This is a genomic window from Thioclava sp. GXIMD2076 (assembly GCF_037949795.1).
Lineage (GTDB): Bacteria > Pseudomonadota > Alphaproteobacteria > Rhodobacterales > Rhodobacteraceae > Thioclava > Thioclava kandeliae.
Window position 1 is genome coordinate 2,040,202 of record NZ_CP149932.1, and the last position, 26,502, is coordinate 2,066,703.

Genomic DNA, 26,502 nt, shown 5'->3' on the forward strand with positions numbered 1-26,502 from the left:
TCGCGAACTGCGATTTTTGTCATTGGCCCCAACTCGTGCCGGTTTGGCTGGACGATGGGAGGGCGTCGCAGCATGAGCTAGGGCATTGCGGATAGCCTACAATATTAAACTGTACGGTTTACATGGGTAAAACTGACACAGGTTCCTGCGGATTGGCGCACAATAGCGTGAATATTCATAATAACCGCCGGCTGGGATGGAAAATACAATTAGCTGACCGTTTTTATCGGCAATCATCCTTTACCTGCATGCTAAGCTCGCTTAATTGAGAGGCGAAACCTAGCCACCGGCGCTTCGGGACTCGGCGGATTTCTCCGTAAGACAGAGCGCGAGCCATGGTGCGACCGATGAATCAGGAGGCTGATATGCAGATTTCGAAGACACTTACCGCGCTGGGGCTTGCCTTGCCGCTGGCGGTGGCGCCTCTGGCGCAGGCCTTTGCCGCCGATGTGACCGTGCAAACCGCGCGTGGCGAGGCCAGCGTGCCCGAAGCGCCCAAGACCGTGGCCGTGTTCGATATGGCAGCGATGGATACGCTTGATGCGCTTGGCGTCAAACCCGCGGGCCGCCCCGACAAGCTCTATCTCTCGCGTCTGTCGGGGCTGGAAAGCGCCACCCCCGTGGGGACGCTTTTCGAGCCCGATCTCGAGGCATTGGCAGGGCTGGCACCCGATCTGACGATCATCGGCGGTCGTTCGGCAACCCAATATGACAATGTGGCCCAGCTGGGTCCGGTCATCGACATGACCATCGGCACCGATATCGTGGCCGAAGCCCGTGCGCGTCTGGAAGCCTATGGCAAGATCTTCGACAAGGAAGACAAGGCCAAGGAACTCGATGATGCGCTGGTCGCAAAGCTTGCCGAGGTGCAGGACGAGGCCAAGGGCAAGGGCGATGCACTCGTCGTGATGACCAATGGTCCGAAAATCTCGGCCTTCGGTCCGGGCTCGCGGTTTGGCTGGATCCACAACGCCGTGGGCATGGCACCCGCCGCCAAGGATCTCTCGGTCGCGCCGCATGGGGATGCGATCAGCTTCGAGTTCATTGCCGAAACCAATCCGGACTGGATCTTCGTGGTTGACCGTGGTCAGGCCATTGGCGCCGACGAGCAGAAAGCCTCCGACACGCTGGATAACCCGCTGGTTGCGCAGACCAATGCTGCCAAGAATGGCCATATCGTCTATCTCAACTCCGCCGATGCCTATATCGCTGGTGGTGGCTATCAGGCGATGATGGAAATGCTGACCGAGGTCGGCAAGGCCTTCGAGGCCCAAGAAGGCTGATCTCATGGCGCGCGGGATGGTTCTGACGAGTGGGGTTCTGGTGATCGTGATCCTTTCGGGGATCTCGCTCTGTATCGGTGCGGCCACGATGGATCTGGGCGATCCGTCCGGCATGCTGGTGCTCACCGTCTCGCGCATCCCGCGCACATTGGCCGCGCTTCTCACCGGCTCGGCTCTGGCCGTGGCCGGTGTCGTTATGCAGCAGATCGTTCGCAACCGCTTTGTGGAGCCGGGCACGGCAGGCACCGCCGAGAGCGCGGCGCTGGGGCTCTTGCTGATGTCGATTTTCTGGCCCGACAGCCCGATCTGGGCCAAGATGCTGGCGGCGGCCCTGGCCGCACTCATCGGCACCTGGATCTTTGTGAAGATGATCCGCAAACTTCCGCCACGCGAGGTGCTTCTGGTGCCGCTTGCGGGCATCGTCCTGTCGGGGGTCATCGGCGCGGCGGTCACCTGGATCGGCTGGGAAACCGACATGATGCAATATATCGCCACCTGGTTGATGACGGGAGAGTTTTCTGGCGTGATTGCAGGCCGTTACGAGCTGTTGTGGATTGCCGGTCTCGCCGCGGTCGTGGCGTTTTTCGCAGCCGACCGCTTTGCCATCCTTGGCCTCGGACCGGAGGCTGCCACGGCTCTGGGCCTCAGCCCGCGCGCAGTGATGCGCCTTGGGCTGGTGGTGGTAGCGGTGGTGACCGCGATGGTGGTGGTCTCGGTCGGTATGATCCCCTTTGTTGGGTTGGTAGTGCCTAACATCGCTGCGCGAATACTGGGTGATAACCTGCGGAAATCCTTGCCGATGGTTGCTTTGGGCGGCGCTGGTCTGGTGCTCGCCTGTGACATTATCGGCCGGTTGATCATTGCGCCTTACGAGATCCCTGCGGGCACCATTCTTGGTGTGACCGGTGCGCTGATCTTCCTCTGGCTGCTGTGGAAGCCGCAGCGTCCGAAGAAGCGCAAACCTCTGCCGGAGAGCGCCAATGTCTGATCTGACCATGCCCGCACCCACCAGATCAGCCGGACGACATGCCTGGCTCAAGAGCCCCATCCTGTGGCTGTCCCTGTTGCTGGTTGCTGCAATGGCGATCTGGCTTTTCCAAGGATTATCAGGAAACTATCAGTTTATCCTGATGTTGCGTCTTAAGAAAATGGGTGCGCTCCTTGCGGTTGGTGCCGCGGTGGCCGTCTCGACTATCCTCTTCCAGACCGTCTCCGCCAACCGCATCCTGACACCGGCGATCATGGGCTTTGACAGCCTCTATGCGCTGATACAGGTTCTGCTTGTCGCAGGGTTGGGCGTCACCGGTTTCGCAACCATCGGGGCGACGCCCAAATTTGTGGCCGAGACGGTCATCATGACCGTGCTGGCGCTGCTGCTTTTCGGCACGCTGCTGCGGCAGGGCGCGCGTGATATCGCGCGGATGATCCTGACGGGCGTGATCCTCGGCACGTTGTTCCGCGCGGGCGCGGGGCTGGTGGGCCGGCTTCTGGACCCCAATGCCTACGCGACCGTCCAATCGGTCACCTTCGCCAATTTCTCCCGCGCGCAGACCGATGTGCTGACGCTTGCGGCGTTGATCACGGCGCTGGCCTGCGCGATCGCGTGGTGGCTGGGGCCGCGGCTTGATGTGCTGGGTCTCGGGCGCGATCGCGCGATCGCGCTAGGGCTGGGTCACGGGCGGGTGGTGATCGGGGCGCTCGTGCTGATTGCCGTGCTCGTCTCTGTTTCGACGGCGCTGGTAGGGCCTGTGGCCTTCTTCGGCCTGATCGTCGCGGGGCTTACCCATGCCATCGCCCAACGCAAAGCCGGTGGAGCGAAACACCGCTATCTGATCCCTGTCTCGATGCTGGTCGCGATGACCATTCTCGTGGTCGGCCAGACCCTGTTCGAGCGGGTGATCGGCTCGCAGGCCACGCTCTCGGTCGTGGTCGAGTTTGTGGGGGGCATCTTCTTCCTCTATCTTCTGCTGAAAGGCAAAATCCGATGATCCGTGTGGAAAACCTCTCCTACCAGATCGACGGAAACGCGATCCTGAGCGATATAAACTGCACCATTCCCGCCGGGCAGGTGACGGCGCTGATCGGCCCCAATGGTGCGGGGAAATCGAGCCTTCTCAAACTTTTGGGCCGGATCGAGCCGCTACAGTCGGGCCGTGTGCAGATCAATGACCTCGATCTGGCCCAGACCCGCTCTGGCACGCTTGCGCGCGAGATGTCTTTCATGAGCCAGAATCTGGCCGTGGCTTCACGCCTGCGGGTGCGCGAGCTGGTGGCCTTCGGGCGCTGGCCGCATTGCCATGGCCGTCCGGGGCCGAAAGATATCGAGATCTGCGAGAAGGCCCTGCGCCAGTTCGATCTTCTGACACTGGCGGACCGCTTCCTGGACGAGCTGTCCGGCGGGCAGGCGCAGCGCGCGCATCTGGCCATGACTTTCGCGCAGGATACGCCGTGGATGCTTCTCGACGAGCCACTGAACAATCTGGATATGGCGCATTCGCGCGCGTTGATGAAGCGGCTGTCGGATCTGCGCGATGCGGGGCGCTCGGTGGTGATCGTGCTGCATGATCTCAACCATGCCGCTGCGTGGGCCGATCATCTGATCGCTATGAAGAATGGCCGTATCGTGGCCGAAGGCGATGCTGACGAAGTTATCACGCCGCAGACGCTGGCGGGTCTCTACGAGACCGATGTGCAGGTGCTGCGCTATGCCGACCGGCCGCTGGTTCTGCATCACATCTGAGGGATTTTCCGCCTGTTATTGTGGCAGAGCCGACAAGCTTTGGTGAAACCTGTGCAATGCGTCTTGGCAGTGCCCCGCTTTGACCTAGGGTTGGGGAACGGCCCGCGACGGGGCCGCCCTCCCGAAGAGTTAGCCATAATGACGCAGCCCAACCCCGAGATCACGCCGTCCGATACGACGGAGGGGGATCATCTGGTCGAGAAGATCGCCCGCGAACTGAGCGCCTCTATCCTGTCGGGCACGCTGAAGCCGGGTGAGAGGCTGGCGGAGTCGGCCATTGCGCGGCGGATGCAACTCTCGCGCGCACCGGTGCGCGAGGCGCTGCGTCTCCTCGAGCGCTCGCGTCTTGTGGCCTATCGCGCCAATCGCGGCTTCGTGGTGCGGCAGATGGACCCGGCAGAGATCGAGGCGCTTTACGATCTGCGCGTGGTCATCGAGACGGCCGCGATCCGCAGGCTGGTGGCCCGCGAGGAGCCCGAGTTGGCCGATCAGCTGCGGGCGCAGCTCGATCTGCTTTACGGGCTGTCGGGGACAGGGGTGACGCGCACCTCCTATGTGGATGCCGATCTGGGCTTCCACCGTCTGATCTGCGTGCTGTCGGGCAATCCGCGGCTGGCGGATGTGTTCGACCAGATCGCCGCGGAGGTGAAGCTGTGCATCAACCAGACGGGGCGCGAGCAGGACGGGCCGCGCCGGATCGCGGCCTCGCATGAACAGATCCTGACGCAGGTGATCGCCGCCGATCCCGAAGGCGCTGCGCAGGCGCTGACCGAGCATCTGCAGGAGGCGGAGCGCATGATGCTGGCGCTTTTCGCACAGGCGGCCGAATGAAATCCTAGTGCAAGTGCTATGTGAAAAGACGTAGGGCAATCCCGAAATCTATGGCAGGATGTTTTTGTGGGATGCGTTGGCAACCGGAGGGGATGCCATGACGGATGACGAGTTTATCATGACGCTTGCCGAGAAGGCAGGTTTGGGTCGGGCGGAGATCGGAATTCTGGGCGAGGCGCAGCTGGCCGAGGCTGAGGCGCGGATCGGTGTCGTGCCGCCAATGCTGCTTCTCAAGCTCTACCGCGCCATCTCGAATGGCGGGTTCGGGCCGATGCGCGGTCTGATGGGGCTGGGCGGCGGCGCCACCGATCGGGCGGGCTACACCGCCGACCGGTTGCATCAGCTTTACGCCGATCCCGATGATGGCAATCCCGCGCGTGACTGGCCCGTCGGGCTCCTGCCCATCTGCGAGGACGGGCAGGGCAGCTATATCTGCGTGGATTGTTTCGACGAGAGCCTGCATCTGTGGTCGCCCGAGGGCTGGGACCGCTCGCAGCCGCCGCAATCCGCGATTACGCCATTGGCCGAGGATCTGCGCGGCTGGCTCGGGGCATGGGCCGGAAGCCACTGCCCCGCGCTGGCGCATCTGCATGAAGTGCCGGCGGGATCTCTCTGTTTATCCGCACGCTAGGCGGAAATATGCGCAAGGATGCACGTTTTGCGCGGGGCCAGCCCCTTGTCATTCCGCCCGCTAACCGCTTTCGTGAGCGCGATTGAGCGGGGCCTTTGCGGAACCGACTGGTGATTGGGGAAGAGACTATGAAATTTCTGCGTTTTGGTGCTGAGGGACAAGAGAAGCCGGGTCTTCTGGATGAGGGCGGGCTGATCCGTGACCTGTCGGGGGTGATCAAGGATCTGACGCCCGATCAGCTCGGTGCCGAGGCGCTGGCCAAGCTGGCCGATCTTGATGTCGAGGCGCTGCCAGTTGTCGAGGGAGCCCCGCGTCTGGGTGTGCCGGTTGCAGGCATCCGCAAGGTGCTGGCCATCGGGCTCAACTATGCCGACCATGCCGCCGAGACCGGTGCCGTGCCACCAAAGGAGCCGATGCTGTTTTCCAAAGCCATCACATCCATCTGCGGGCCCGATGATCCGACAGAGCTGCCTGCCTCGTCCACCCATCTCGATTGGGAGGTCGAGCTGGGCTTTGTCATCGGCACGCGGGCCAAGGCGATCCCTGCGGGCACGGGGCCTGATCATATTGCGGGCTATGTTCTGGCCAATGACTATTCCGAGCGCGAATGGCAGAAGGATCGGGCAGGCCAGTTCGTGAAGGGCAAGAGCCATGATACATTCTGCCCGCTCGGGCCCTGGCTGGTGACCCGTGACGAGGTTGCCGATCCGCAGGATCTGGACATGTATCTGCGAGTGAATGGCGAGAGCCGCCAGAAGGGCAATACCTCCACCATGATCCACAAGGTCGCCTTCCTTGTGGATTACCTGAGCCAGTTCGTCACTCTGGAGCCGGGCGATGTGATCCTGACCGGCACCCCTCCGGGTGTGGGCGCGGGGATGAAGCCGCCGCGCTATCTGAAGGCGGGCGATATCGTGGAGCTGGGGATCGACGGGCTCGGGACACAGCGACACGAGGTGGTGGCGCTCTAGGATGGCGCAGAGCGGCGGGTCGATGCGCCCGCCTTCGCGCAAGGAGCTGGCGGTCCGGTTCTGCGATGCGGGTCTCGAGGATGTGGAGGAGCTGGCGCAGCTGCATGTGCAGGCATGGCGCGACACCTATACCGGCCTTTTGCCGCAAGCCATGCTCGACCAGCTCGATCTGCGCCAGCGGATGACCCAGTGGCATAACGCGATCACCCATAAGGCAGGGCGCTCGGGGACTGGCGTAGTGTTGGCGCGGGCGGGCGGCGATCTTCTGGGGTTTGTCTCCTATGGTCCGCAGCGCGACGCCGATCTGGCGCTGAAGGGCTATGATGGCGAGATCGAGGCGCTTTATGTGCAGCGCAACGCCCAGGGGCGCGGGCTGGGCAGGGCGCTGCTGGGGCATGCGGGCACGCGGTTGCAGGCTGCGGGATTTGGCGCGGCAGCGCTCTGGGTGCTCGAGGCCAATGCGCCTGCCTGCGCCTTTTACGCGGCGATGGGGGCGGAGATCTGCGATACCCGCATCGAGCTACGCCCCGAGGCCACGCTTCAGGACCGCGCCTATGGCTGGCGCGATCTGGAGGCGCTGACGGCTGCTGGCGGCTGAGGGCAGGACGCGGGCTTGCCCCCGCCTCTTGCTCCGCCTCTTGCTCCCGGAGGAGTTTACTGTTTCTTTGCGCGTGCATGAGGGCATTCGGGGGGAGACAGCATGAGCGCGGAGCCAAGACAGATCCAGAGATGGCAGTTGATCGCGGTGCTGGCTTTGCCGCCGCTCTTCTGGGCGGGCAATTTCATCGTAGCACGGGCGGCGCGCGATCTGGTGCCGCCCCTATCGCTTGTCTATGGTCGCTGGCTGATTGCGCTGGTGGTGCTGGCGCCGTTTGCATGGCATCATGTCAAGCGCGACTATGCGGGCTATCTGCGACATCCGTGGCTGGTGCTTGGCACCAGCGCGACCTCGGTCGTGGCCTTCAACACGCTGATCTATTGGGGGTTGCATTATACGCAGGCCACCAACGGGATGCTGCTCAATTCGACGATCCCCGTGCTGGTGATGCTGATCGGCGCGCTGGCCTTCGGTCAGCGGTTGCGGCTGTGGCAGGGGGTCGGGCTGATCCTGTCGCTGCTCGGGGTATCCATCGTGATCCTTGGCGGAGAAATCGCGCGGCTCGCAGACCTCGCCTTCAACAAGGGCGATCTGATGATCTTCGGAGCAATGGTCGCATGGGCCCTCTATACGCTCTGGCTGACCCGCATTCCCGCCGAGATCAGCCGCATCGGGCTTCTGGCAGTGCAGATCGTGATCGGCCTTGCCATTCTCACGCCGTTCTGGGTCTGGGATCTGGCGCAGGGCCATCTGCCGGTGATGGTGCCGCAGGCCGCATGGGCGGTGGCCTTTGTCGGGATCGTGCCATCGCTCGGCGCCTTCCTTCTCTATATGCAGGCGGTGCGGCTTGCAGGCTCCGGGCGGGCCTCGCAATCGATCCATCTCATCCCGCTTTACGGGGTGATCCTGTCTTCGTTGTTTCTGGGCGAACATCTGCATCCCTACCATCTGGCAGGCTTCGTGCTGATCCTCGGTGGGATCATTCTGGCCGCCCGTGCGGGAAGGGCGGCCCGCGGCTGAGCCGCTGGCGCGCGCGGCCTTTGTGCCACAGGCCAAGGGCTGCATACCCGCCCGCGCCATGCGGAGCGCTTGCCTGATCCTGCGTGTTGGGCTTATGCTTAAATCAACCTTAAAGAGTGCCGCTGGTCTTGCCCGTCTGTCGCAGGAGCCCAAGATGCCCTTCGTTGCGTTCAACGCCCCCGATCGCCGCCGGTTCTCGGTATGGCATCGCCTCTCCGTGTTTCTGTGCATGGCCATCGCTGTGTCGGGGGTTCCCCGGTCCGGGGGGGCGCAAGAGGCCATGCTGCGGATCCCCGGTCCGTTGGACGGGCGCATCCTGTCTGTGACCTTTGAGGGGCAGGGCGAGCCCATCCAGCTATCCGAGCGGGCGATCCTTGCGGGCGGAGTGCAGACCGGTCTGGCACGGGTCGGGGTGCTGTCCGGGCCTGACGGGCCCTTGCAACCTACGGCGCTTTACGCGGTCGAGGGCGATCTTCCAGCGGGCTTCGGGCGCTGTGCCGATGGCCCTGCGGCGTTTCTGGCGCTACGCCGCGACAAGGGGAGCACCGCGCTGAGCGGCTTCGTGTTCGAGGCGCGCCCGCGGTTGGCCATGGCGCGCGGTGAGGGGCTTTGCGCGCGCGTCACGCTGAATACGCCGCTGCCGCCCGATCCGGCTCGGGCCGAGCCTGATCCGGTGGATATAGCGATGGTCTCGACTATGGATAGGCTCACTCCGGTGGCCAATATGGTGGAGACCGATATGGTCGAGGAGATCGGCAGTGCGGCCCCCGATCCTGCGCTGATGGCGGGGCAGCTATCGCACGGGCTGCTGGCCGAGCTGGACCCGTATCGTCCCAAACTCTCTTCCGCAAGAGAACCGGAGCCGGCCGCTGAACCTGCCATCTCCGATGCTGTCACTAAGCAGGCTGCGTCCTCCGAGGAGCGCCTTGCCGCGCTGGCCATGCGGCCGGGCGCCGCGACCGCTACGTTGCCCGATGCCGCGCCGGGGCCGGATGGCGGCCCCGCGCCCGAACCGGTTGCGCAGACGCCCGCCTCCAAAGGCGCATGGCGCGTGATCGAGGCCCGTGATGCGCGTGACCTGCCGCAGGTCGCGCTGGTGCTTGAGGCAAGCGAGACACTTGGGGGCAATGGCGAGCAGGCAAAGCTGGTGGCGCGCTGCATGGGCAACCAGACGGCCCTGTTCGCGGTCTGGCCCAAGGGGTTTTCCGGCGATGCACGCGCCGGTTTCCTGACCGAACGTGACGTGATCCTGCAGATCGATGATGCCCGTCCCGAAAGCCAGATCTGGGAGCTCTGGCCCACGCAGGACGCCACCTATGCGCCGGGCTTTCCGGGCGATCTGCTGCGCAGCCTGCAGGCGGCAAAGCAGCTGACCCTGCGCACGGCCAATGTCGCAGGTGGCCCGCTGGAGGCGCGTTTTGATCTGGCGGGGCTTGCCGGGCATCTGCCTGTTCTGGCTGCGCCCTGCCGCTGGACGCCCTGAGTGACTGTGCATCTGCGCGCATATTCTGCGGGATCCGCGCGATTTGCACGGTTTTCGCGGGCGGGTCGGCTGCACAGATTATGGGCCAAAGCAGGAGATGACTGATGGTCCCTTATTCCGTTCTCGATCTTTCGCCTATCGCAGAGGGTCAGACCGCCGCCGACGCGCTGCGCCATTCGGGCGAGCTGGGCGCGCATGCCGAGCGCTTGGGCTATACCCGTTACTGGTTGGCCGAGCATCATAATTCAACCGGCATCGCCTCTGCCGCGACAGCCCTCGTGATCGGCCATGTGGCCGCGCAAACCAAGACTTTGCGTGTAGGCTCGGGGGGGATCATGCTGCCCAATCACGCGCCGCTGATGGTGGCCGAAGCCTTCGGCACGCTCCATGCACTCTATGGCGACCGGATCGATCTGGGTGTCGGGCGTGCGCCGGGCACTGACCAGCGCACCATGCAGGCGCTGCGCCGCGGGATGTCGGTGGACCGCTTCCCCGAGGATGTGGTCGAGCTGATCGGCTTCCTTGGGCCGATGCAGGAGGGCCAGCCGGTGCGGGCCGTGCCGGGGGCGGGGTCCAATATTCCGGTCTGGATCCTTGGCTCGTCACTCTACGGGGCGCAACTGGCCGCGCATCTGGGGTTGCCCTATGCCTTTGCCAGCCATTTCGCGCCCGATGCGCTCGAACAGGCGATCGAGATCTACCGCGACCGCTTCCAGCCCGGCATGACGGCCAAGCCGCATTTCATGCTGGCGCTCAACCTCTTTGCCGCCGATACCGACGAGGAGGCGCAGCTTCTGCGTTCGTCGATGATGCAGGGTTTCGTCAACCTGCGCCGAGGGCAGGCGGGGCCGTTGCCCGCGCCGGTCGCCGATCTCTCCACCGTGGCCAGCGAGCCGGAACTGCGTCAGGCCTCCCACCAGCTGTCGATGTCGGCGGTGGGCCGCCCGGAGACGGTCGAACGCCAGCTTGCGATGTATATCGAGCGCTACCGCCCCGACGAGGTGATCCTCAACGGCCAGATCCACGACCATGCCGCGCGGCTCAGGAGCTTCGAGATCGGTGCGCAGGCCATGCAGAACCTCGCGAAGGTCGCGGCCTGACGGTCCCCATGCAGACCGGAGGGGCATCTCGCCCCGACCGGTCCGCAGCGGGGCTCGATGCCGCGCAAGGACCGCGCTCCCCATCGGGGCCGCCCCCGTGGTCGCCCCCGTGGTCTGGCCTGCGCGGCCCAAACCTCTTGCTTTCCCCCCCTCTCTCCGCTAAGGGAGGCGGACTTCCGCAGTTCAATTGAACCGGCGTAGCCTCTCGTGGCAGGATGCGGATAGTGTCGCCTGCCTATGAAGCCGCCTTATGAAACAGGAGAAGCCATGCCCCTTTACGAGCATGTCCTCATCGCGCGTCAGGATCTGTCCAACGCGCAGGCCGAAGGCCTTGTCGAACATTTCTCCACGGTCCTTTCGGATAACGGCGGCAAAGTCGTTGAATCCGAATATTGGGGCGTGAAGACCATGGCCTACAAGATCAACAAGAACCGCAAAGGCCACTACGCCTTCCTGAAAACGGATGCCCCCTCGGCTGCCGTTCAGGAAATGGAACGCCTGTGCCGCCTGCATGACGATGTCATGCGCGTGCTGACCATCAAGGTCGACGAGCACGAGGAAGGCCCGTCGGTTCAGATGCAAAAACGTGATGACCGTGAAGGTCGTCGTGAGCGTCGTTGATAGATTAGGGGACTGAAAACCATGGCAAAACCGTTTTTCCGTCGTCGTAAAGTGTGCCCGTTCTCCGGCGAGAACGCACCGAAAATCGACTACAAAGACACCCGTCTGCTGCAGCGCTACATCTCTGAGCGCGGCAAAATCGTTCCGGCACGCATCACCGCAGTGTCGGCAAAGAAGCAGCGTGAACTGGCCCGCGCCATCAAGCGCGCCCGCTTCCTCGCTCTGCTGCCCTACGCTGTGAAGTAAGGAGAACATCACTATGGAAGTTATCCTTCTCGAGCGCGTCGCAAAGCTGGGCCAAATGGGTGACGTTGTCACCGTGAAGCCGGGCTACGGCCGCAACTACCTCCTGCCGCAAGGCAAGGCGCTGCGCGCTTCCGAAGCGAACATCAAGTCCTTCGAAGCCCAGAAAGCCCAACTGGAAGCCCGCAACCTCGAGACCAAGAAAGAGGCGGAAGCCCTTTCGGCCAAGCTCGACGGTCAGCAGTTTGTCGTGATTCGTTCGGCTTCGGACGGCGGCAACCTCTACGGTTCGGTCACCACCCGTGACATCGCGACCGTTGCAACCGAAGAAGGCTTCTCGGTCGACCGCAAGCAGGTCATCATCCGTCTGCCGATCAAGGTTCTTGGTCTGCACGAGGTTGAAGTCCATCTGCACCCCGAAGTGCATGCAGTGATCTCGATCAACGTTGCACGTTCGGCTGAAGAAGCAGAACTGCAAGCCTCGGGCAAATCGATCCAGGAACTGGCAGCGGAAGAAGAAGCCGCCGCAGATTTCGAAATCTCGAACCTGTTCGACGATCTCGGTGCTGCTGGCCGCGACGACGAAGACGAAGCACCTGCTGCAGAAGCAGAAGAGAAGTAATCTCTTTCTTCGTGTCATCTGGAAAACCGCGCCTCTCGGGGCGCGGTTTTTCTTTATATGGAGGTTGTTAGCAGTTAGAGGGAACCCGCATCGCCTGATCGGGTTGAGCCTTCGGATAACGGAACAAGACCCTCATGACTGACCATCGCCCCAAACGTGTCCTCGCGCAGCTCCTCGTGGGCGCCCTTGCGTTACGGCAGGTCCTTGCCAAGGTCAGCCCCCCCAAGGAGGCCCCCCCTATGCCCGAAACACAAGACCGCGCCCCGCTTCTCGAGGCCCCGCTGCTCGAGGGGCGTGTGGCGCAAGCCCCGCCCGAGCCCGCGTCCCGTTATGACAACCCCGAGGATCGTGCCGTAGGGCGACAGGCCACGGGGCCGTTCTCGATGGGGCTGCGCGCATGGAGCGCCGTTCTGATGCGCACCAAGGCGCAGATTACCGAGGACCGTGTTCTGGCTGTTGCCGCCGGCGTGACCTTCTACTCGATCCTTGCGCTCTTCCCCGCGCTGACCGCGCTGGTATCGATCTTCGGCTTCTTCGCCGATCGCAACGAGGTCCTCTCGATGCTCGACGAGGTGGCACGCTTCGTCCCCCCCGAGGCGCTTTCGCTGATCCGTTCTCAGCTCGAGGGCCTTATCGGCACAGACCAGACGGCGCTTGGCTGGACTTCGGTGATCGGGATCGGGCTGGCGCTCTGGACCGCCAATGGCGGAATGAAGGCGCTGATCGAGGCGCTCAATGTCGCCTATAACCAGCGTGAGAGCCGCAATTTCCTCTGGATGAATCTCGTTGGGCTCGGCATGACGATCGGCGCGATCATCTTTGTCTGTGTGCTGATCCTTGCCGCCGCCGTTCTGCCCGCCGTTCTGGCCTTCCTGCCGCATATTCCGGGCTGGGGGCTCTTGGTGCTTGTTATCCGCTGGCCGATCATGGCGGGGGTGCTGGTGCTGGCGCTCTCTATGCTCTATCGCATGGCGCCCAACCGCACATCGCCGCGTTTTATCTGGGTGCTGCCCGGCGCTCTTGTGGGCTCGATCCTGCTTCTGCTCTCCAGCTGGGGCTTTTCGTTCTATACCTCGAATTTCGGCAATTACTCGGCCACCTATGGCTCGATCGGGGCCGTTGTCGTGCTGATGATGTGGATCTGGATCGCCACGATTGCGGTGATGCTGGGGGCCGAGCTGAATTCCGAGGCCGAGCGCCAGACCGCGCGCGACAGCACCGTCGGGCCCGCGCGCGATCTGGGCAACCGTCAGGCGCAGGCCGCCGACAGTCTCGCCGAGACCCGCCCCTGATCCGGCCCAGTTCCGTAGGGTCATCGCCATTCCCGTGTAACTTCATGCTGTTGGCGGTTTTGCGGCCAAATCTCGCCTTAGTTATTCATTAGAGTTTCTTCTGGACGGCGGCAGATCCGATTGCTGCCGCTAACGGAGGCTTTGCTCATGGCGATCACCCGCATCCTGTCTTCGGTCGTGCTGCCGACAGCGGCGCTGACATTGGCCCTGGTGATGATCCATGACCAGTCCGCCTCGGCGGTGGGGGTACTGCCGGCCCATAGCCGCCTGACCGCCTCGCCACGCCCGCTGGAGCGGCCGTTCTGGTCGGTGATCCGCCGCGACACTTCCGCCCCCGCGCTTCATCAGGTCTCGAACCTCCATGACACGCCGATCATTCTGCCGCGCGAGACCGTGCAAAGCCCCGCCGAGATACAGCCGGTGGCGCTGCGGGTTGATGGCGGGATCTGGACGCGTTAACGCATCCACGCGATCAGCGCGAGGCTGCCATAGATCACCGGCTGGTGGATCAGGTAGAAGGCGAGGCTGTGACGGCCGATAAAGGTCATCCGCTGCAGGGCGCCAGTATGGGGCAGGTCACGCCGTAACACGCCTGTCGCATCGGCGAGCTTTGCGCTACCCAGCCCCACGAGGACCCAGCCCAGCCACGGAAAGACCGGCACGAAATCCATCGCCGCCCCCCAGCGCGTCGAAAGGCCGATCCACCATAGCCACGGGGCGTTCATTTGCGGCATGGCAAAGAGATAGGGCATGGCCAGCGCGAGAAGCCCCAGCAGGATTGTTACTATCGCAGGCAGCCTGAGGCAGGCCATCGCCAGAAGCGAGCAGACCGCGATGGAATGCAGGATACCGAAATAGACATAGAAGCCCGGCATCGCGATATAGGTGACCACGGTGACCGCGATGGCGCCTGCCACAATCGCTGCCTCGCGTGTCCAGAAGCCCCGCCACCGGCGCCCGCGCCCATGGGCGAGCCAGAGGCTGACCCCGACCAGTATCAGGAAGGTTGCCGCAATCACGCGGGCATAATCGGGCCACCACAGGGGCAGGGGCGGGTTGAAGCCCAAGGCCTCGAGGTCATAGCCGAAATGGAAGCTGGCCATCGCCAGAAGCGACAGGCTGCGCAGCAGGTCGGGCCAGATCAGGCGGGAAGAATTGGGCATGGGACCTCTGCAATTGCTCAGGGGGCAAGATCGGTTTTCACGGGGCGAAGTCAAGCGCCGTCCGATCACGATCCCGCCTGAGCCATGAGCGGTGGCAAAAGAAAACGGGCAGGTCCTGCGACCCGCCCGTTTCCTCCAATCTGCAGATCGGAAAGCTCAGAGTTCGTCCAGAGCTTCGATTGCTTTTTGCAGTTCTTCCTTGGTGACGTCCTTGTCGGTGACTTCCGCTTTCTCAACGATGAAGTCGACAACCTTGTCTTCGAAGATCGGCGCGCGCAGCTGCTGTTGCATCTGCGGGTTCTGCTGGATGAACTCGAAGAACTGACGTTCCTGACCCGGATACTGACGCGCTTGCATCATGACCGCTTGGGTCATTTCCGCATCGGTCACTTCGATCTCTTGCTTGCGGCCGATTTCGGCGAGCAGGAGGCCCAGACGCACGCGGCGCTCGGCGAGCTTCTTGTGCTCGTCGGTCGGTTCGATCGCGCCATGGTCATGGCCGTGATCATCGGGATGCTCTTCGTGGTAGAGCTGGTGTGCGATCTGGTTGGCTTCCGCGTCAACCAGCGTCGGCGGCAGGTCGAACGACACTTTCCCGTCGAGCGCATCCAGAAGGCCACGCTTCAGGATCTGGCGCGAGGCACCCTTATACTCTTCGCCCAGACGCTCTTTGATCTGTGCTTTCAGAGCTTCGAGGTCTTCTGCGCCGAATTTCTTCGCCAGCTCGTCATCGATCTCGGCTTCTTTCGGGCCGCGGACTTCTTTGACGGTGCATTTGAACAGGGCTTCTTTGCCTGCCAGATGCTCGGCCTGATAGGCCTCGGGGAAGGTCACTTTGACTTCGACTTCTTCCTCTTCCTTGGCGCCGACCAGTTGGTCTTCGAAGCCCGGGATGAAGGAGTTGGAGCCGAGCACCAGCGGATAGTCCTCGCCTTTGCCGCCTTCGAAGGCCACGTCATCCACGAAGCCCTCGAAGTCGATCACAACCTGATCGCCTTCTTTCGACTTGGTGCCCTTGCGGCGCTTTTCGAAGTTCTGTGCGTTCTTGGCCAGACCTTCGAGCGCTTCGGTCACGGCTTCGTCGGCGGGGGTCACAACGAGGCGCTCGAGTTTGATGTCGGAGGCGTCGAACTCGGGGATCTCGGGCAGCGCTTCATAGGAAACGGTGACCACAACGTCGTCGCCCTCTTTCCAGTTCTCGCCGTCTTTCATCTCGACTTTCGGCTGCATCGCCGGACGGTCACCCGATTTCTCGAAATGCTCGTTCATCGCGCCGTCGATCGATTCCTGCATGGTCTCGCCCATGATACGCGCACCGAACTGCTTTTTCAGCATCGGCATCGGGACCTTGCCCTTGCGGAAGCCTTTCAGCTCGATCTCGGGCTGGGCTTCCTTGAGCTTGGCCGTGACTTTCTCTTCGAGCTCGGCGCCGGTGATGGTGATTTCGTAGCCGCGGCTGAGGCCTTCGTTGAGGGTCTCGGTGACCTGCATGTGATTTCCTTCTCTGTGAATGCCGCGAGTCAATGCGCGGCAGGCAAGCTCATTTTTCACGCGTCGTTCTATGGGGCGGCACTCATGGAAGCAAGGTGAAACTCGGCGTTCGAAGGGCCGGATCGTCATAAAAGAGTGCGTTCGGGGCCGGACCGGGCGTGAATCGCGCCTTTGCTCCGATATAGGGGCCGCAAAAGCGCGAGCCGCGTCATTCGGGAACGGTTCAGACGCCGCGTGGTGTATGTCTTTTCGGTGGAGTGGTGCGGGTGGAGGGACTTGAACCCCCACGCCGTTAGGCGCCAGAACCTAAATCTGGTGCGTCTACCAATTTCGCCACACCCGCATCTGCGTCGCCTTTTAGCAACGCCTTTCGGACATGCAAGAGGCTTTTTGCACTTTTCTGTTATCGCAGGCGAAAATTCACGTAAGGTTGGTAAAGAAATAGATAACGCGGCCAATCGCGAATTTACCAACGAGCAGGCACAGTATGGAAAAGCAGGCAGCTACAATAGTTTACGGCCTCGATACTGCGGGCGGAGCGCAGGGTGTCCGATCGGCAGAGATGGTTTCTGCGGTGGCGGGAATCGCGCAAGGGGCCCAGATCCGGACCCTCGAGGGGGATCTGCCGATTGAATATCTTGGTCCTGGCGACAGGATCGTGACCCGCTCGGGGATGCGCGTGCTGCGCGCGGTCTCGGTCCAGCAGGCCGATCGCGATGTGTTGTGCGTGACTGCAGGTTCGATAGGGCACGGGCGTCCGCAGGGCCCGCTCTATGTTGGCGCGCGCACCCGTCTGCGGGTGAGTGGCTGGCGCGCCGAGGCCCTTTACGGCGCAGCCGAGGCCGAGATCGAAGCGGCGCGCCTGTGCGATGGCACGCTGGTGCAGGCCGTATCGGGGCGGTCTATCTATCTTTATATGTTGCATTTCGACGCGCCCGAGACGGTTTTTGCGGAAGGCGTCGAGGTTGCGGCTGCAACCGTGGACCAGCCTGCCGAGCGCGCCTGAGCCGCAATCCGGTCGGATCAGGTGAAAAGCCGGGCATCTCGCCCGGCTTCAGTGTTTCCTGCAGCGCTCACAGAAAAAGCGAGCGCATGAGGGCGGGCAACTCGTCAGGCAGATCCTCGGCAATCAACCCCGGTCCGAACTGCCGCGCCGCCTCGACATGCATCCAGACCGCCAGCTCCGCCGCGCCCAGAAGATCGACCGCTTCGGGCGGTTGGGTCGCCAGAAGGCCGGTGATCATCCCCGCAAGCACATCGCCCGCGCCCGCCGTTGCAAGCCATGGCACCGCGCGTTCGCGGATGGCGGGATGGACAGAAGCACAGCCATCAGGACGCGCGATGACCGTCACAGCGCCCTTGAGGAGAACCACCGCGCCTGCGCGTTCGGCCGCCCGTCGGGTGATCTCGATCCGGTCCTTGCCCTGACCGAGCCCTGCGGCAAGATCGGGGAACAGCGTGCGGAACTCTCCTTCATGCGGGGTCAGGATGCAGTTCGGATGCAGGTGGTTGAAGAGGACGGATGGATCCTCGGAGAAGCAGGACAGGGCATCGGCATCAAGAACCGTGGCACGTTTGCCCCAAAGGACGGCGGGCACCATTTCCTGCGCGCGTTTATGTCCGAGCCCGGGGCCCAGGCAGAGCGCGCGCAGCCGCTCGTCGGCCATCCAGCCGCGCAGCGTATAGCTGTCGGGCAGGGCGCGCAGCATCAGTGCATTGATCTGGGCTGCGGTTTCCGGAATGGCGGATTGCGGCGCGGCAATGGTCACCGCGCCAGCGCCGATACGCAATGCTGCCCGTGCCGCCATCCGTGCCGCTCCGCCCTGAGCCAGCCCGCCCGAGAGAACCATCGCATGGCCGCGCTGGTATTTATGGGCGGCCTGATCGAGGCGGGTGATGCTCTGATACCATCGACGGAACGTGTTGGTACGATTGCCGCGCACAGGATCCACGAGCCGGAGTGCGCCCGCCGTTTTGGGCCGGTCGATGAGGGAGGCCGCATCCTGACTGGGCCCGTCGGGCAGCCCTATATCAACCACCTCCAGCCTGCGACCCGCAATCGCGGACATGACATGGCCGGGCTTTGGCTGGTGGAAGGTGACGCAAAGATCAGCGGCGATCTGGCGGTGCGACTCGGCGGCGCTCCATTGCTCGAACGCATCGGTATCCTTGGGGGATACGGGATCGGGGGCGAGGAAAACCCCACGATCGAGATCGAGCCCCGAGGGGCAATCGACCGCGACAAGTTTCATGACATGGCGCCAGCGGGCGAGGCCGCGACGGGGCGGGCGGGCCGCTGTTTGGGTGAACAGGGCCAGATGCTCGGGCGAGAGCGGGCGTGTGCAGCCGATGCCGAAAAGCGCATCAACCAGTATATCGGGCCGGTGGCCGGTCGCGGCCATCGCGAAATCCTGCACCGTGACCGTGTCGGGCAGGGAGCGCATGGCCGTTCCGGCGGCACCTTGCGGCAGCTTGCTCGGATCGCGCAGGATCTCGACCTCCCAGCCGCGCAGGGCCAGATGCTGGGCGACAACATAGCCATCCCCGCCATTATTTCCCGGACCACAGAGAATAACCGCAGATGGAGGATCGGCACTCTCTTCCAGCTCGATCAGCTGCGGCCAATATTTCACCATCGCTGCCACGACACCGGCGCCTGCGAGCGCCATCAGCCGATCTTCATCTGTCAGTTTCTTCGACAAAGCGCTTTGTTCTGCGGCGCGCATTTGGGCAGTTGTAAGAATTTCGCTCAATTCGTGGCCTTGCTGTTTACAAACAGCCCTATAAATGTGCATCGTGATGCATAAATGGGCGTGATAACCGGAATCCTAAGTCTCGCTTGGATAAGATGAGCCTAGTCGATTGCGGGGGGCGTTGGAAAGTGTTGAGAGTGCCGTGAAGGCCAAGACGGAGGAGTCGACGGAATGAAAAAGATCGAAGCGATCATCAAACCGTTCAAACTGGATGAAGTGAAAGAAGCTCTCCAAGAGGCTGGTATCCAAGGCCTGTCTGTCATCGAAGTCAAAGGCTTCGGTCGCCAGAAGGGGCATACCGAGCTCTATCGTGGAGCCGAGTATGTTGTAGATTTCCTTCCCAAGGTGAAAATCGAGATGGTGATTTCGGACGACATGGTGGAAGCCGCTGTCGACGCGATCACATCTGCTGCGCGCACCGAGAAAATCGGTGACGGCAAGATATTCATCTCGCCTGTCGAGGAAGCGATCCGCATCCGGACCGGCGAAACCGGCGACGACGCGATCTGATCGCCTCTCGCCTCAACCTATGTCGGACGTAATGTCCGGCGCCTTATTGCTCAACGAAAGGGTTGCTACGAATGAGCTCTGTTAAGGACGCCCTCAAGCTGATGAAGGACGAAGAAGTCGAATACGTTGATGTTCGCTTCACCGATCCGCGCGGTAAACTTCAGCACGTGACTCTGGTCGCTGATCTGGTTGACGAAGACTTCTTCGAAGAAGGCTTCATGTTCGACGGTTCTTCGATCGCCGGTTGGAAGTCGATCGACAAGTCGGATATGAAACTGATCCCCGACGCGTCTTCGGTCTATATCGACCCCTTCTACGCCGAGAAAACCCTCTGCGTGCACTGCGCGGTTGTCGAGCCCGACACCAACGAAGCCTATGAGCGTTGCCCGCGTCAGGTTGCGGCCAAAGCAGAAGCCTATCTGAAATCCTCGGGTATCGGCGATGCGGCCTTCTTCGGCCCCGAAGCCGAATTCTTCCTCTTTGACGACGTGCGCTACTCGGTCACGCCGGCAAAAGTGTCCTTCCAGATCGACGCGGAAGCGGCGGCATGGAACACCGACACCCCGTCGGAAATGGGCAACCTCGGTCACCGCGCCGGCCACAAGGGCGGCTACTTCCCGGTGAACCCTGTCGACGAAGCCCAAGACCTGCGTGGCGAGATGCTCTCGACCATGAAGCGTATGGGCATCAAGGTCGACAAGCACCACCACGAAGTGGCGACCTGCCAGCACGAACTGGGCATGATCTTCGGCCAGCTCACCGAGCAAGCCGATAACATCCAGAAATACAAATACGTCATCCACAACGTGGCGCACGCCTATGGCAAATCGGCAACCTTCATGCCGAAGCCGATGAAAGGCGATAACGGCTCGGGTATGCACGTCAACATGTCGATCTGGAAAGACGGCAAGCCGCTCTTCGCTGGCGACAAATACGCAGACCTGTCGCAAGAGGCCCTCTACTTCATTGGTGGTATCCTCAAGCACGCGAAAGCTCTGAACGCGCTGACCAACCCGTCGACCAACTCCTACAAGCGTCTGATCCCGGGCTTCGAGGCTCCGGTTCTGCGTGCGTATTCGGCAAGCAACCGTTCGGGCTGCGTCCGTATTCCGTGGACCAACTCGCCGAAAGCCAAGCGCGTCGAAGCCCGCTTCCCCGATCCGTCGGCAAACCCCTATCTGTGCTTCGCAGCACTGATGATGGCCGGCCTCGACGGCATCAAGAACAAGATCGATCCGGGCCCGGCATCGGACAAGGATCTCTATGATCTTCCGGCCGAAGAACTCGCAGCAATCCCGACCGTTTGCGGCTCGCTGCGTGAAGCTCTGGAATCGCTCGAAGCCGATATGGACTTCCTGACCGCAGGTGACGTGTTCACCAAGGACATGCTGGAAGGCTACATCGCGCTCAAGTGGGAAGAAGTCTACGCCTACGAGCACACCCCGCACCCGATCGAATACCAGATGTATTACAGCTGCTAATCGGTCCGCTCCGGCCAGACATTCTGGCCGGAACACGGGACAGATCGAAAGCGTCACCAGAAATGGTGGCGCTTTTTCTATATGCGCAAAGCGGTTGCGATATAAACTTAAGGTTGTGTGTGAGATGCTGTCCTGGGGTCAGGATCACGGGCCTATGCGCGATTGCTCCACGCAAAAGGCCGCCCCGAAGGGCGGCCTTTACGGGTCCGGTGTAAGGGAGGATACGACCGGACGCAGGGAGTTACTTGAAGGCCATCGTGGCTTTCACGGCTTTCTGCCAGCCCGCATAGAGGCGGTCGGATTCGGCCTGTTCCATCTTGGGCTCGAAGGAGCGGTCCACCGAGGCCATCTCGACCAGCTCGTCCTTGGAGGCCCAGAAGCCCACGGCCAGACCGGCCAGATAGGCCGCGCCGAGCGCCGTGGTCTCGATCACGGTCGGACGCTCGACCTCCTTGCCGAGGATGTCGGACTGGATCTGGAGAAGGAGGTCATTGGCTACGGCACCGCCATCGACACGCAGCTTCGCCAGTTCGATGCCGCTATCGGCTTCCATCGCCGAAAGGACATCCTTGGTCTGGTAGCACAGCGATTCCAGCGTCGCGCGAATGAAGTGCTCCTTGGAGGTGCCACGGGTCAGGCCGAACACCGCGCCCCGCACTTCCGAATCCCAGTAGGGCGCCCCGAGGCCCACGAAGGCGGGCACGACATAGACGCCATCACTATCGCCGACACGGCCTGCATAGACCTCGGATTCCTTGGCATTGCGGAACATCCGCAGCCCGTCGCGCAGCCACTGGATGGCCGAGCCCGCGACAAAGATCGAGCCTTCGAGCGCATATTCGACACGACCGTCCACACCCCAGGCGATGGTCGTTAGAAGGCCGTTTTCGGATTTCACCGGACGCTCGCCCGTGGTCATCAGCATGAAACAGCCGGTGCCATAGGTGTTCTTTGCCATGCCTTTCTCGAAGCAGAGCTGGCCGAATTGGGCAGCCTGCTGGTCCCCCGCCATACCCGCGATGGGCAGCTGGATGCCCTGGAACGCATCGCGATGGGTGGTGCCATAGACTTCGGAGGAGGGGCGCACCTCGGGCAGCATCGAAGCCGGAACGGTCAGGTGCTCCAAGAGCTCCTCGTCCCATTTCAGGTCGAAGATATTATACATCAGCGTGCGCGAGGCATTGGTGTAATCGGTCACATGGACCTCGCCACCGGTCAGCTTCCACACGAGCCATGTGTCGATCGTCCCGAAGAGAAGATCGCCGGCATCGGCCTTCTCGCGCGCGCCCGGCACATTATCGAGGATCCATTTCACCTTGGTGCCGGAGAAATAGGCGTCGATCAGCAGGCCCGTCTTGTCGCGGAAAGTCTCGTCGAGGCCCTTGGCCTTCAACTCCTTGCAGACATCGAGCGTCTGACGTGACTGCCACACGATCGCGTTATAGACCGGACGACCGGTTTTTTTGTCCCAAACCACAGCGGTTTCACGCTGGTTGGTGATCCCGATCGAGGCGATCTCGTCCGAGGAGACTTCGGCATTCGACAGAAGCTCCGCCACGACCGACTGCACCGAGGACCAGATCTCCATCGCGTTATGTTCGACCCAACCCGGTTTGGGGAAGATCTGCTCGAATTCCTTCTGGGTCGTGTGGACGATATGGCCGGCTTTGTCGAACAGGATGGCACGCGAGCTGGTCGTGCCCTGATCGATGGCAAGAACGTATTTCTTGGTCATGTCATGTTCCTTCCCTAAAGAGATGCGCCGTATGGGCGGTCACATCCCGTTCCTCTTTGGTTCAGCCCGCCACGGGGGTGACGAGTGCTGCATACAGGTAAGCGCCGGTGATGGCGCCACAGATCGGGGCGATAACGGGCAGCCATGCATAGCCCCAGTCGCTATCGCGTTTTCCTCTGATCGGCATCAGCGCATGCGCGATGCGCGGGCCAAGATCACGGGCAGGGTTGATCGCATAGCCGGTCGGACCGCCCAGCGAAAGGCCGATGGCCAGAATGAAGAAGCCGACGATCAGCGGATTGAGACCATCGGCGAATGTATTCGCCCCGATGCAGCTCAGCCCGAACATCAACACGGCCGTTCCCAGGAATTCCGAGAGAAAGTTGGCGGGTGTGTTCTTGATCGCGGGCTGCGTGCAGAAGACCGCAAGCTTCAGATCCGCATCCTCGGTTTCGGCCCAGTGGGGCAGATACATCAGATAGGTCAGGATACCGCCAAGGATACCGCCGAGCATCTGGCCCGCGATATAGACAGGCACATCAGCCCAAGGCAGCTGGCCGGTCATGGCAAAGGCGATGGTCAAAGCGGGGTTCAGATGTGCGCCGGAATATTTACCCGCGACGTAGACGCCGAAGGTCACGGCCAAACCCCACCCGAAGGCGATGACAATCCATCCGCCGTTGAACCCTTTGGATTTTGCCAAAAGCACGTTGGCCACGACACCGCAGCCGAAAAGTGTCAGGACAGCCGTCCCGACAAGTTCGCTCAGAAAGAAGTCCATGCTTCCTCCCCCCTCAATAGGCCCTCAAAACAGTTCGCTGTGACCGTCTCCCGTTTGGCATATTCCTCTTATGCCGCCCGGTCTCCTCCATAGCTACGAGGCCACGCGTAATTTCGATTCTCCATCCGAGCAAGGGCAAAATGTTCGGAATCGAAAATTATGAACTGAAAATCTGCGCAAACGAACATCTCGTCAATATGGTTTTTGAATGTTAGCGGATGACATTGCGGCAATTGAAACTGATGGGCAGACGCGCAGCCGAATCGAAGATTTTGGTATTGCGCTGGCGATATGGCTGTATGTTGGAAAAATATCCAATGTTCGTCTGGGTTCTGAAAGAACAAATTATCGCCGCTGATTCTAATCATGATTAGAGAAAGCCCGTGATTGTATGGGAAATTGCATGAATCTCCGATTTTTTCGTCGCGACGCTATGTCATAATGCTTTCACTTGAAAAAAACCGAACATAAGGCTATCTGAGTGACTGAGCGGGGATCTCCGCCATATTTCCATTTCCCGCACGAGGCTGACTGATGCGCGCTGAGACACTTGCCAAACTGCAAAGCAACGAGACCTACGATCTCTTGATCATCGGCGGTGGCGCGACCGGGTGCGGCATTGCGGTGGATGCGGCGACGCGTGGGCTCAAGGTCGCGCTTGTCGAACGTTACGACTTTGCCGAAGGCACCTCCAGTCGCTCGACCAAGCTGGTGCATGGCGGCGTGCGCTATCTCGAAGCGGCGATGAAAAAACTCGACAAGGGGCAGTATGATCTGGTGCGCCATGCGTTGCACGAGCGTGGCGCGTTGTTGCGCAACGCGCCGCACCTGTCGCGCCCGCTGCCGCTCATTACGCCGGTCTATAGCTGGCTGCAGGTGCCCTATCTCTATGCCGGGCTGAAGCTCTACGACCTCCTGTCGGGCAAGATGAATATCGGCCATTCCAAGGTGATCAGCGCCAAGAAGGCCAAGGCGCGGTTCCCGATGCTGCGCTCCAAGGGGCTCAAGGCCGTGGTGCAATATTATGATGGCCAGTTTGTCGATTGCCGGATGTGTGTGACGCTGGCGATGACCGCCGAGCGCGCAGGCGCTGTGATGGCCAACCATATCGCCGTTACCGGCCTGACCCATGAGGCGGGCAAGATCACCGGTGCCAATGTCGAGGATGCGCTGACCGGCGAGAGCTTCTCGATCCGCGCCAAGAAGGTCGTCAATGCGACTGGTCCCTTTGCCGATGCGATCCGCCAGATGGACCATGCCGATGCGAAGCCGATCCTGAAGGGCTCCTCGGGCATCCATATCCTGCTCGACAGCTCCTTCGTGCCGCCCGATGAAGGGCTCCTGATCCCGCAAACCGATGACGGGCGTGTGGTCTTCATCCTGCCGTGGCAGGGGCAGGCGCTGGTGGGCACCACCGATACCTCCTGCGAGGTGGTGGACCATCCGACCGTATCCGAAGAGGATATCGCTTACCTTCTGGACTATGTGAAACGCTATTTCGACATCAACGTGACCCGTGCGGATGTGAAATCGGCTTGGTCCGGTATCCGCCCGCTGGTCTTTAATCCCGAGGCTAAAGACACTGCTGAGCTGGCGCGAGATCATGTGATTATCGAGGATAATTCGGGTCTTATCACCATCTCGGGCGGTAAATGGACGACCTATCGCTACATGGCCGAGGAGGCCGTGGACAAGGTGATTGCCGGGGGTGAGTTCGCAGGGCTGAAGCCCTGTCTGACCCATGACATGAAACTTCTGGGGGCCGAGGGCTATGTGGCCGGAGGCGCGGGCGATCTGGCGCGCGATTTCGGGTTGCCGCTGGATGTGGCCGAGCATCTGCATCATTCCTATGGCGACCGTGCACCTGTTGTGGCGGAGATGGCGCGCGAGGAAGGTCTGGCGACCCGTCTGGCCGAGGCGCATCCCTATATCGAGGCCGAGGTGCTTTATACGATGCGCCACGAATCCGCGCAGCGCGTGGCCGATGTGCTGTGCCGCCGGATGACGCTGACGCATGTCGATAGCCGTGCGGCCAATGCCGCAATCTCCCGTGTGGCCGATCTGATGACGGCGGAGGCCGGATGGGACAGCGCACGCCGTGACGCCGAAGTGGCTTTGGCCGAGGAGCGCACAACCGTCGCGCTCTGAGCCGTAAAAACCGTTCCCGCATGCACTGATCATCTGTCATGCGGAGGACGTGGGGCTCGTGGGACCGGACGAAATGGGCCAGTCCGGTCTCGCGAGCCAAAGCGCCTCGGTGGTGGAAAGCCGCCCGTAAGCTCTTGACAGATTTGGCTTCGCCTCGCCAATTAGGGGCAGTCAGTGCCCCAGCGGAGCAAGGTTGCGATGTCCACGCTCACCCAACGCCAGAACCAGATTACCGAAATTGCCCGTTCGGAGGGTTTTGTCGGGATCGAGGATATTGCCGTGCGTCTGGACGTGACGCCACAGACCATCCGGCGCGATATCAAACTGCTCTGTGATATGGGGATCTTGCACCGCTATCATGGGGGGGCGAGCCTGATGACCAATACCCGTAACCGCGATCATGCGCGCCGCCGCGAGGAAATGGCGCATGAGAAGGCACGGATCGGCGAGATGGTGGCTGCCCATATTCCTGATGGCGCCTCGATCTTTCTTAATATCGGCACCACGACCGAGGCCATCGCGCAGGCATTGCTGGGCAAGAAAGAGCTGCATGTGGTGACCAATAATATCAATGTGGTCACGCTGCTGTCGCAACGCGAGGATTTCGACATCACCATCGCTGGTGGTCAGGTGCGCAAGCGCGATCTGGCGGTGGTGGGCGAGGCGACCATCGGCTTCATCAACCAGTTCAAGGTCGATTTCGGGATCATCGGGATTTCGGGGATCGACGAGGATGGCACGCTTCTTGATTTCGACTATCGCGAGGTGCAGGTGGCGCAAGCGATCATTGCCAATTCGCGCACGACCTTCCTTGCCACCGATCATACGAAATTCGGGCGTCGGGCGATGGTGAAGCTCGGCCATCTCGATGACCTTGATGGTCTCTTCATCGATGCATTGCCCGGTGCGCCTTATACGGATGTCCTCAAGGCGTCGAATGTTTCGGTGCATGTCGCCAAGCCATAAGTCTATCAATGGCTTGGCGGGTTTTGTTGATGTGGCGCG

General features: G+C 61.8%; 27 protein-coding genes and 1 tRNA gene. 22 read left to right on the forward strand and 6 right to left on the reverse strand.

Going from position 1 to position 26,502, the window contains the following annotated elements; translation table 11 throughout:
• Positions 1-365 precede the first annotated feature (365 nt).
• The 16 genes from WDB91_RS10030 (at position 366) to WDB91_RS10105 (ending at position 13,894) form a co-directional block, all read left to right on the forward strand.
• Positions 366-1,283: a siderophore ABC transporter substrate-binding protein gene (locus tag WDB91_RS10030; RefSeq protein ID WP_339112424.1), complete on the forward strand. Its 918-nt coding sequence runs from the start codon at positions 366-368 to the stop codon at positions 1,281-1,283.
• 16 nt (positions 1,284-1,299) lie between these two features.
• The gene (locus WDB91_RS10035) at positions 1,300-2,271 is read left to right on the forward strand and encodes an iron chelate uptake ABC transporter family permease subunit (RefSeq protein WP_339112425.1); all 972 of its coding nucleotides are present in this window, start codon (positions 1,300-1,302) and stop codon (positions 2,269-2,271) included.
• Complete coding sequence (locus tag WDB91_RS10040) at positions 2,264-3,271, forward strand: iron chelate uptake ABC transporter family permease subunit (protein ID WP_339112426.1); 1,008 nt, start codon at positions 2,264-2,266, stop codon at positions 3,269-3,271. The genes WDB91_RS10035 and WDB91_RS10040 overlap by 8 nt, the downstream gene beginning before the upstream one ends.
• A complete protein-coding gene (locus WDB91_RS10045; RefSeq protein ID WP_339112427.1) occupies positions 3,268-4,023 on the forward strand; it encodes an ATP-binding cassette domain-containing protein in 756 nt (251 codons plus the stop codon). Before WDB91_RS10040 ends, WDB91_RS10045 begins: the two co-directional genes overlap by 4 nt.
• 138 nt (positions 4,024-4,161) lie before the next feature.
• Positions 4,162-4,854 carry a GntR family transcriptional regulator gene (locus WDB91_RS10050; protein ID WP_339112428.1) on the forward strand — a complete coding sequence of 231 codons (693 nt, stop codon included), beginning with the start codon at positions 4,162-4,164 and terminating at the stop codon, positions 4,852-4,854.
• A gap of 97 nt (positions 4,855-4,951) precedes the next feature.
• Complete coding sequence (locus tag WDB91_RS10055) at positions 4,952-5,485, forward strand: SMI1/KNR4 family protein (RefSeq protein WP_339112429.1); 534 nt, start codon at positions 4,952-4,954, stop codon at positions 5,483-5,485.
• Between the two features lie 128 nt (positions 5,486-5,613).
• Positions 5,614-6,456, forward strand: coding sequence for a fumarylacetoacetate hydrolase family protein (locus tag WDB91_RS10060; protein ID WP_339112430.1), 843 nt, complete (start codon positions 5,614-5,616; stop codon positions 6,454-6,456).
• A 1-nt stretch (position 6,457) separates the two neighbouring features.
• Positions 6,458-7,054 (forward strand): GNAT family N-acetyltransferase, encoded by a 597-nt coding sequence (locus WDB91_RS10065; protein WP_339112431.1) that lies wholly within the window; start codon positions 6,458-6,460, stop codon positions 7,052-7,054.
• A gap of 102 nt (positions 7,055-7,156) precedes the next feature.
• Complete coding sequence (locus WDB91_RS10070; protein WP_339112432.1) at positions 7,157-8,074, forward strand: DMT family transporter; 918 nt, start codon at positions 7,157-7,159, stop codon at positions 8,072-8,074.
• 154 nt (positions 8,075-8,228) lie between these two features.
• On the forward strand, positions 8,229-9,557 hold the full coding sequence (locus tag WDB91_RS10075) for a hypothetical protein (protein WP_339112433.1): 1,329 nt from the start codon (positions 8,229-8,231) through the stop codon (positions 9,555-9,557).
• A gap of 104 nt (positions 9,558-9,661) precedes the next feature.
• A complete protein-coding gene (locus WDB91_RS10080; protein WP_339112434.1) occupies positions 9,662-10,657 on the forward strand; it encodes an LLM class flavin-dependent oxidoreductase in 996 nt (331 codons plus the stop codon).
• Between the two features lie 267 nt (positions 10,658-10,924).
• A complete protein-coding gene (gene rpsF, locus WDB91_RS10085; protein ID WP_339112435.1) occupies positions 10,925-11,278 on the forward strand; it encodes a 30S ribosomal protein S6 in 354 nt (117 codons plus the stop codon).
• A gap of 21 nt (positions 11,279-11,299) precedes the next feature.
• The gene (rpsR, locus tag WDB91_RS10090) at positions 11,300-11,524 is read left to right on the forward strand and encodes a 30S ribosomal protein S18 (RefSeq protein WP_038073027.1); all 225 of its coding nucleotides are present in this window, start codon (positions 11,300-11,302) and stop codon (positions 11,522-11,524) included.
• Between the two features lie 13 nt (positions 11,525-11,537).
• A complete protein-coding gene (gene rplI, locus WDB91_RS10095; protein ID WP_339112436.1) occupies positions 11,538-12,143 on the forward strand; it encodes a 50S ribosomal protein L9 in 606 nt (201 codons plus the stop codon).
• Between the two features lie 134 nt (positions 12,144-12,277).
• Positions 12,278-13,435, forward strand: coding sequence for a YihY/virulence factor BrkB family protein (locus WDB91_RS10100; RefSeq protein WP_339112437.1), 1,158 nt, complete (start codon positions 12,278-12,280; stop codon positions 13,433-13,435).
• A 147-nt stretch (positions 13,436-13,582) separates the two neighbouring features.
• Positions 13,583-13,894, forward strand: coding sequence for a hypothetical protein (locus WDB91_RS10105; RefSeq protein ID WP_339112438.1), 312 nt, complete (start codon positions 13,583-13,585; stop codon positions 13,892-13,894).
• Here WDB91_RS10105 and WDB91_RS10110 read toward each other — a convergent pair.
• The 3 genes from WDB91_RS10110 to WDB91_RS10120 all read right to left on the reverse strand — a co-directional run bounded on the left by WDB91_RS10110 (position 13,891) and on the right by WDB91_RS10120 (position 16,432).
• Entirely contained in the window at positions 13,891-14,598 is a 708-nt protein-coding gene (locus tag WDB91_RS10110; RefSeq protein ID WP_339112439.1) for a heparan-alpha-glucosaminide N-acetyltransferase, read from the reverse strand. The two genes, WDB91_RS10105 and WDB91_RS10110, sit on opposite strands and share 4 nt — an antisense overlap.
• A gap of 156 nt (positions 14,599-14,754) precedes the next feature.
• Positions 14,755-16,089 carry a trigger factor gene (tig, locus tag WDB91_RS10115; protein WP_339112440.1) on the reverse strand — a complete coding sequence of 445 codons (1,335 nt, stop codon included), beginning with the start codon at positions 16,087-16,089 and terminating at the stop codon, positions 14,755-14,757.
• Positions 16,090-16,347: 258 nt separating this feature from the next.
• Positions 16,348-16,432 (reverse strand) — tRNA-Leu (locus WDB91_RS10120).
• 219 nt (positions 16,433-16,651) lie between these two features.
• Here WDB91_RS10120 and WDB91_RS10125 point away from each other — a divergent pair.
• Positions 16,652-17,095, forward strand: coding sequence for a Hint domain-containing protein (locus tag WDB91_RS10125; RefSeq protein WP_339112441.1), 444 nt, complete (start codon positions 16,652-16,654; stop codon positions 17,093-17,095).
• Positions 17,096-17,162: 67 nt separating this feature from the next.
• On the opposite strand, the gene WDB91_RS10130 is transcribed toward WDB91_RS10125, so the two are convergent.
• Entirely contained in the window at positions 17,163-18,758 is a 1,596-nt protein-coding gene (locus WDB91_RS10130) for an NAD(P)H-hydrate dehydratase (protein WP_339112442.1), read from the reverse strand.
• Between the two features lie 255 nt (positions 18,759-19,013).
• Between WDB91_RS10130 and WDB91_RS10135 the strand changes: the two genes are divergently transcribed.
• Together WDB91_RS10135 and glnA are read left to right on the forward strand one after the other, a co-directional pair.
• Positions 19,014-19,352, forward strand: coding sequence for a P-II family nitrogen regulator (locus tag WDB91_RS10135; protein WP_339112443.1), 339 nt, complete (start codon positions 19,014-19,016; stop codon positions 19,350-19,352).
• A gap of 71 nt (positions 19,353-19,423) precedes the next feature.
• The gene (gene glnA, locus WDB91_RS10140; RefSeq protein WP_339112444.1) at positions 19,424-20,833 is read left to right on the forward strand and encodes a type I glutamate--ammonia ligase; all 1,410 of its coding nucleotides are present in this window, start codon (positions 19,424-19,426) and stop codon (positions 20,831-20,833) included.
• A 241-nt stretch (positions 20,834-21,074) separates the two neighbouring features.
• On the opposite strand, the gene glpK is transcribed toward glnA, so the two are convergent.
• Both glpK and WDB91_RS10150 read right to left on the reverse strand, forming a co-directional pair.
• Positions 21,075-22,568: a glycerol kinase GlpK gene (gene glpK / locus WDB91_RS10145; RefSeq protein ID WP_339112445.1), complete on the reverse strand. Its 1,494-nt coding sequence runs from the start codon at positions 22,566-22,568 to the stop codon at positions 21,075-21,077.
• Positions 22,569-22,629: 61 nt separating this feature from the next.
• A complete protein-coding gene (locus WDB91_RS10150; RefSeq protein ID WP_339112446.1) occupies positions 22,630-23,349 on the reverse strand; it encodes an MIP/aquaporin family protein in 720 nt (239 codons plus the stop codon).
• Positions 23,350-23,557: 208 nt separating this feature from the next.
• On the opposite strand from WDB91_RS10150, the gene WDB91_RS10155 reads away from it, so the two are divergent.
• The 3 genes from WDB91_RS10155 to WDB91_RS10165 all read left to right on the forward strand — a co-directional run bounded on the left by WDB91_RS10155 (position 23,558) and on the right by WDB91_RS10165 (position 26,463).
• Positions 23,558-23,707, forward strand: a complete 150-nt coding sequence (locus tag WDB91_RS10155) for a hypothetical protein (RefSeq protein WP_339112447.1) — start codon at positions 23,558-23,560, stop codon at positions 23,705-23,707.
• Positions 23,708-23,883: 176 nt separating this feature from the next.
• Positions 23,884-25,497, forward strand: coding sequence for an FAD-dependent oxidoreductase (locus tag WDB91_RS10160; protein WP_339112448.1), 1,614 nt, complete (start codon positions 23,884-23,886; stop codon positions 25,495-25,497).
• Between the two features lie 198 nt (positions 25,498-25,695).
• Positions 25,696-26,463: a DeoR family transcriptional regulator gene (locus WDB91_RS10165; RefSeq protein ID WP_339112449.1), complete on the forward strand. Its 768-nt coding sequence runs from the start codon at positions 25,696-25,698 to the stop codon at positions 26,461-26,463.
• Positions 26,464-26,502: the final 39 nt, after the last annotated feature.

Excerpts from the sequence above, each read along its gene's own strand:
- WDB91_RS10030 (WP_339112424.1), top strand. The coding sequence starts at position 366 with ATGCAGATTTCGAAGACACTTACCGCGCTGGGGCTTGCCTTGCCGCTG.
- WDB91_RS10035 (WP_339112425.1), top strand. The coding sequence starts at position 1,300 with ATGGTTCTGACGAGTGGGGTTCTGGTGATCGTGATCCTTTCGGGGATC.
- WDB91_RS10040 (WP_339112426.1), top strand. The coding sequence starts at position 2,264 with ATGTCTGATCTGACCATGCCCGCACCCACCAGATCAGCCGGACGACAT.
- WDB91_RS10045 (WP_339112427.1), top strand. The coding sequence starts at position 3,268 with ATGATCCGTGTGGAAAACCTCTCCTACCAGATCGACGGAAACGCGATC.
- WDB91_RS10050 (WP_339112428.1), top strand. The coding sequence starts at position 4,162 with ATGACGCAGCCCAACCCCGAGATCACGCCGTCCGATACGACGGAGGGG.
- WDB91_RS10055 (WP_339112429.1), top strand. The coding sequence starts at position 4,952 with ATGACGGATGACGAGTTTATCATGACGCTTGCCGAGAAGGCAGGTTTG.
- WDB91_RS10060 (WP_339112430.1), top strand. The coding sequence starts at position 5,614 with ATGAAATTTCTGCGTTTTGGTGCTGAGGGACAAGAGAAGCCGGGTCTT.
- WDB91_RS10065 (WP_339112431.1), top strand. The coding sequence starts at position 6,458 with ATGGCGCAGAGCGGCGGGTCGATGCGCCCGCCTTCGCGCAAGGAGCTG.
- WDB91_RS10070 (WP_339112432.1), top strand. The coding sequence starts at position 7,157 with ATGAGCGCGGAGCCAAGACAGATCCAGAGATGGCAGTTGATCGCGGTG.
- WDB91_RS10075 (WP_339112433.1), top strand. The coding sequence starts at position 8,229 with ATGCCCTTCGTTGCGTTCAACGCCCCCGATCGCCGCCGGTTCTCGGTA.
- WDB91_RS10080 (WP_339112434.1), top strand. The coding sequence starts at position 9,662 with ATGGTCCCTTATTCCGTTCTCGATCTTTCGCCTATCGCAGAGGGTCAG.
- rpsF (WP_339112435.1), top strand. The coding sequence starts at position 10,925 with ATGCCCCTTTACGAGCATGTCCTCATCGCGCGTCAGGATCTGTCCAAC.
- rpsR (WP_038073027.1), top strand. The coding sequence starts at position 11,300 with ATGGCAAAACCGTTTTTCCGTCGTCGTAAAGTGTGCCCGTTCTCCGGC.
- rplI (WP_339112436.1), top strand. The coding sequence starts at position 11,538 with ATGGAAGTTATCCTTCTCGAGCGCGTCGCAAAGCTGGGCCAAATGGGT.
- WDB91_RS10100 (WP_339112437.1), top strand. The coding sequence starts at position 12,278 with ATGACTGACCATCGCCCCAAACGTGTCCTCGCGCAGCTCCTCGTGGGC.
- WDB91_RS10105 (WP_339112438.1), top strand. The coding sequence starts at position 13,583 with ATGGCGATCACCCGCATCCTGTCTTCGGTCGTGCTGCCGACAGCGGCG.
- WDB91_RS10110 (WP_339112439.1), bottom strand. The coding sequence starts at position 14,598 with ATGCCCAATTCTTCCCGCCTGATCTGGCCCGACCTGCTGCGCAGCCTG.
- tig (WP_339112440.1), bottom strand. The coding sequence starts at position 16,089 with ATGCAGGTCACCGAGACCCTCAACGAAGGCCTCAGCCGCGGCTACGAA.
- WDB91_RS10125 (WP_339112441.1), top strand. The coding sequence starts at position 16,652 with ATGGTTTCTGCGGTGGCGGGAATCGCGCAAGGGGCCCAGATCCGGACC.
- WDB91_RS10130 (WP_339112442.1), bottom strand. The coding sequence starts at position 18,758 with ATGGCGCTCGCAGGCGCCGGTGTCGTGGCAGCGATGGTGAAATATTGG.
- WDB91_RS10135 (WP_339112443.1), top strand. The coding sequence starts at position 19,014 with ATGAAAAAGATCGAAGCGATCATCAAACCGTTCAAACTGGATGAAGTG.
- glnA (WP_339112444.1), top strand. The coding sequence starts at position 19,424 with ATGAGCTCTGTTAAGGACGCCCTCAAGCTGATGAAGGACGAAGAAGTC.
- glpK (WP_339112445.1), bottom strand. The coding sequence starts at position 22,568 with ATGACCAAGAAATACGTTCTTGCCATCGATCAGGGCACGACCAGCTCG.
- WDB91_RS10150 (WP_339112446.1), bottom strand. The coding sequence starts at position 23,349 with ATGGACTTCTTTCTGAGCGAACTTGTCGGGACGGCTGTCCTGACACTT.
- WDB91_RS10155 (WP_339112447.1), top strand. The coding sequence starts at position 23,558 with ATGTTAGCGGATGACATTGCGGCAATTGAAACTGATGGGCAGACGCGC.
- WDB91_RS10160 (WP_339112448.1), top strand. The coding sequence starts at position 23,884 with ATGCGCGCTGAGACACTTGCCAAACTGCAAAGCAACGAGACCTACGAT.
- WDB91_RS10165 (WP_339112449.1), top strand. The coding sequence starts at position 25,696 with ATGTCCACGCTCACCCAACGCCAGAACCAGATTACCGAAATTGCCCGT.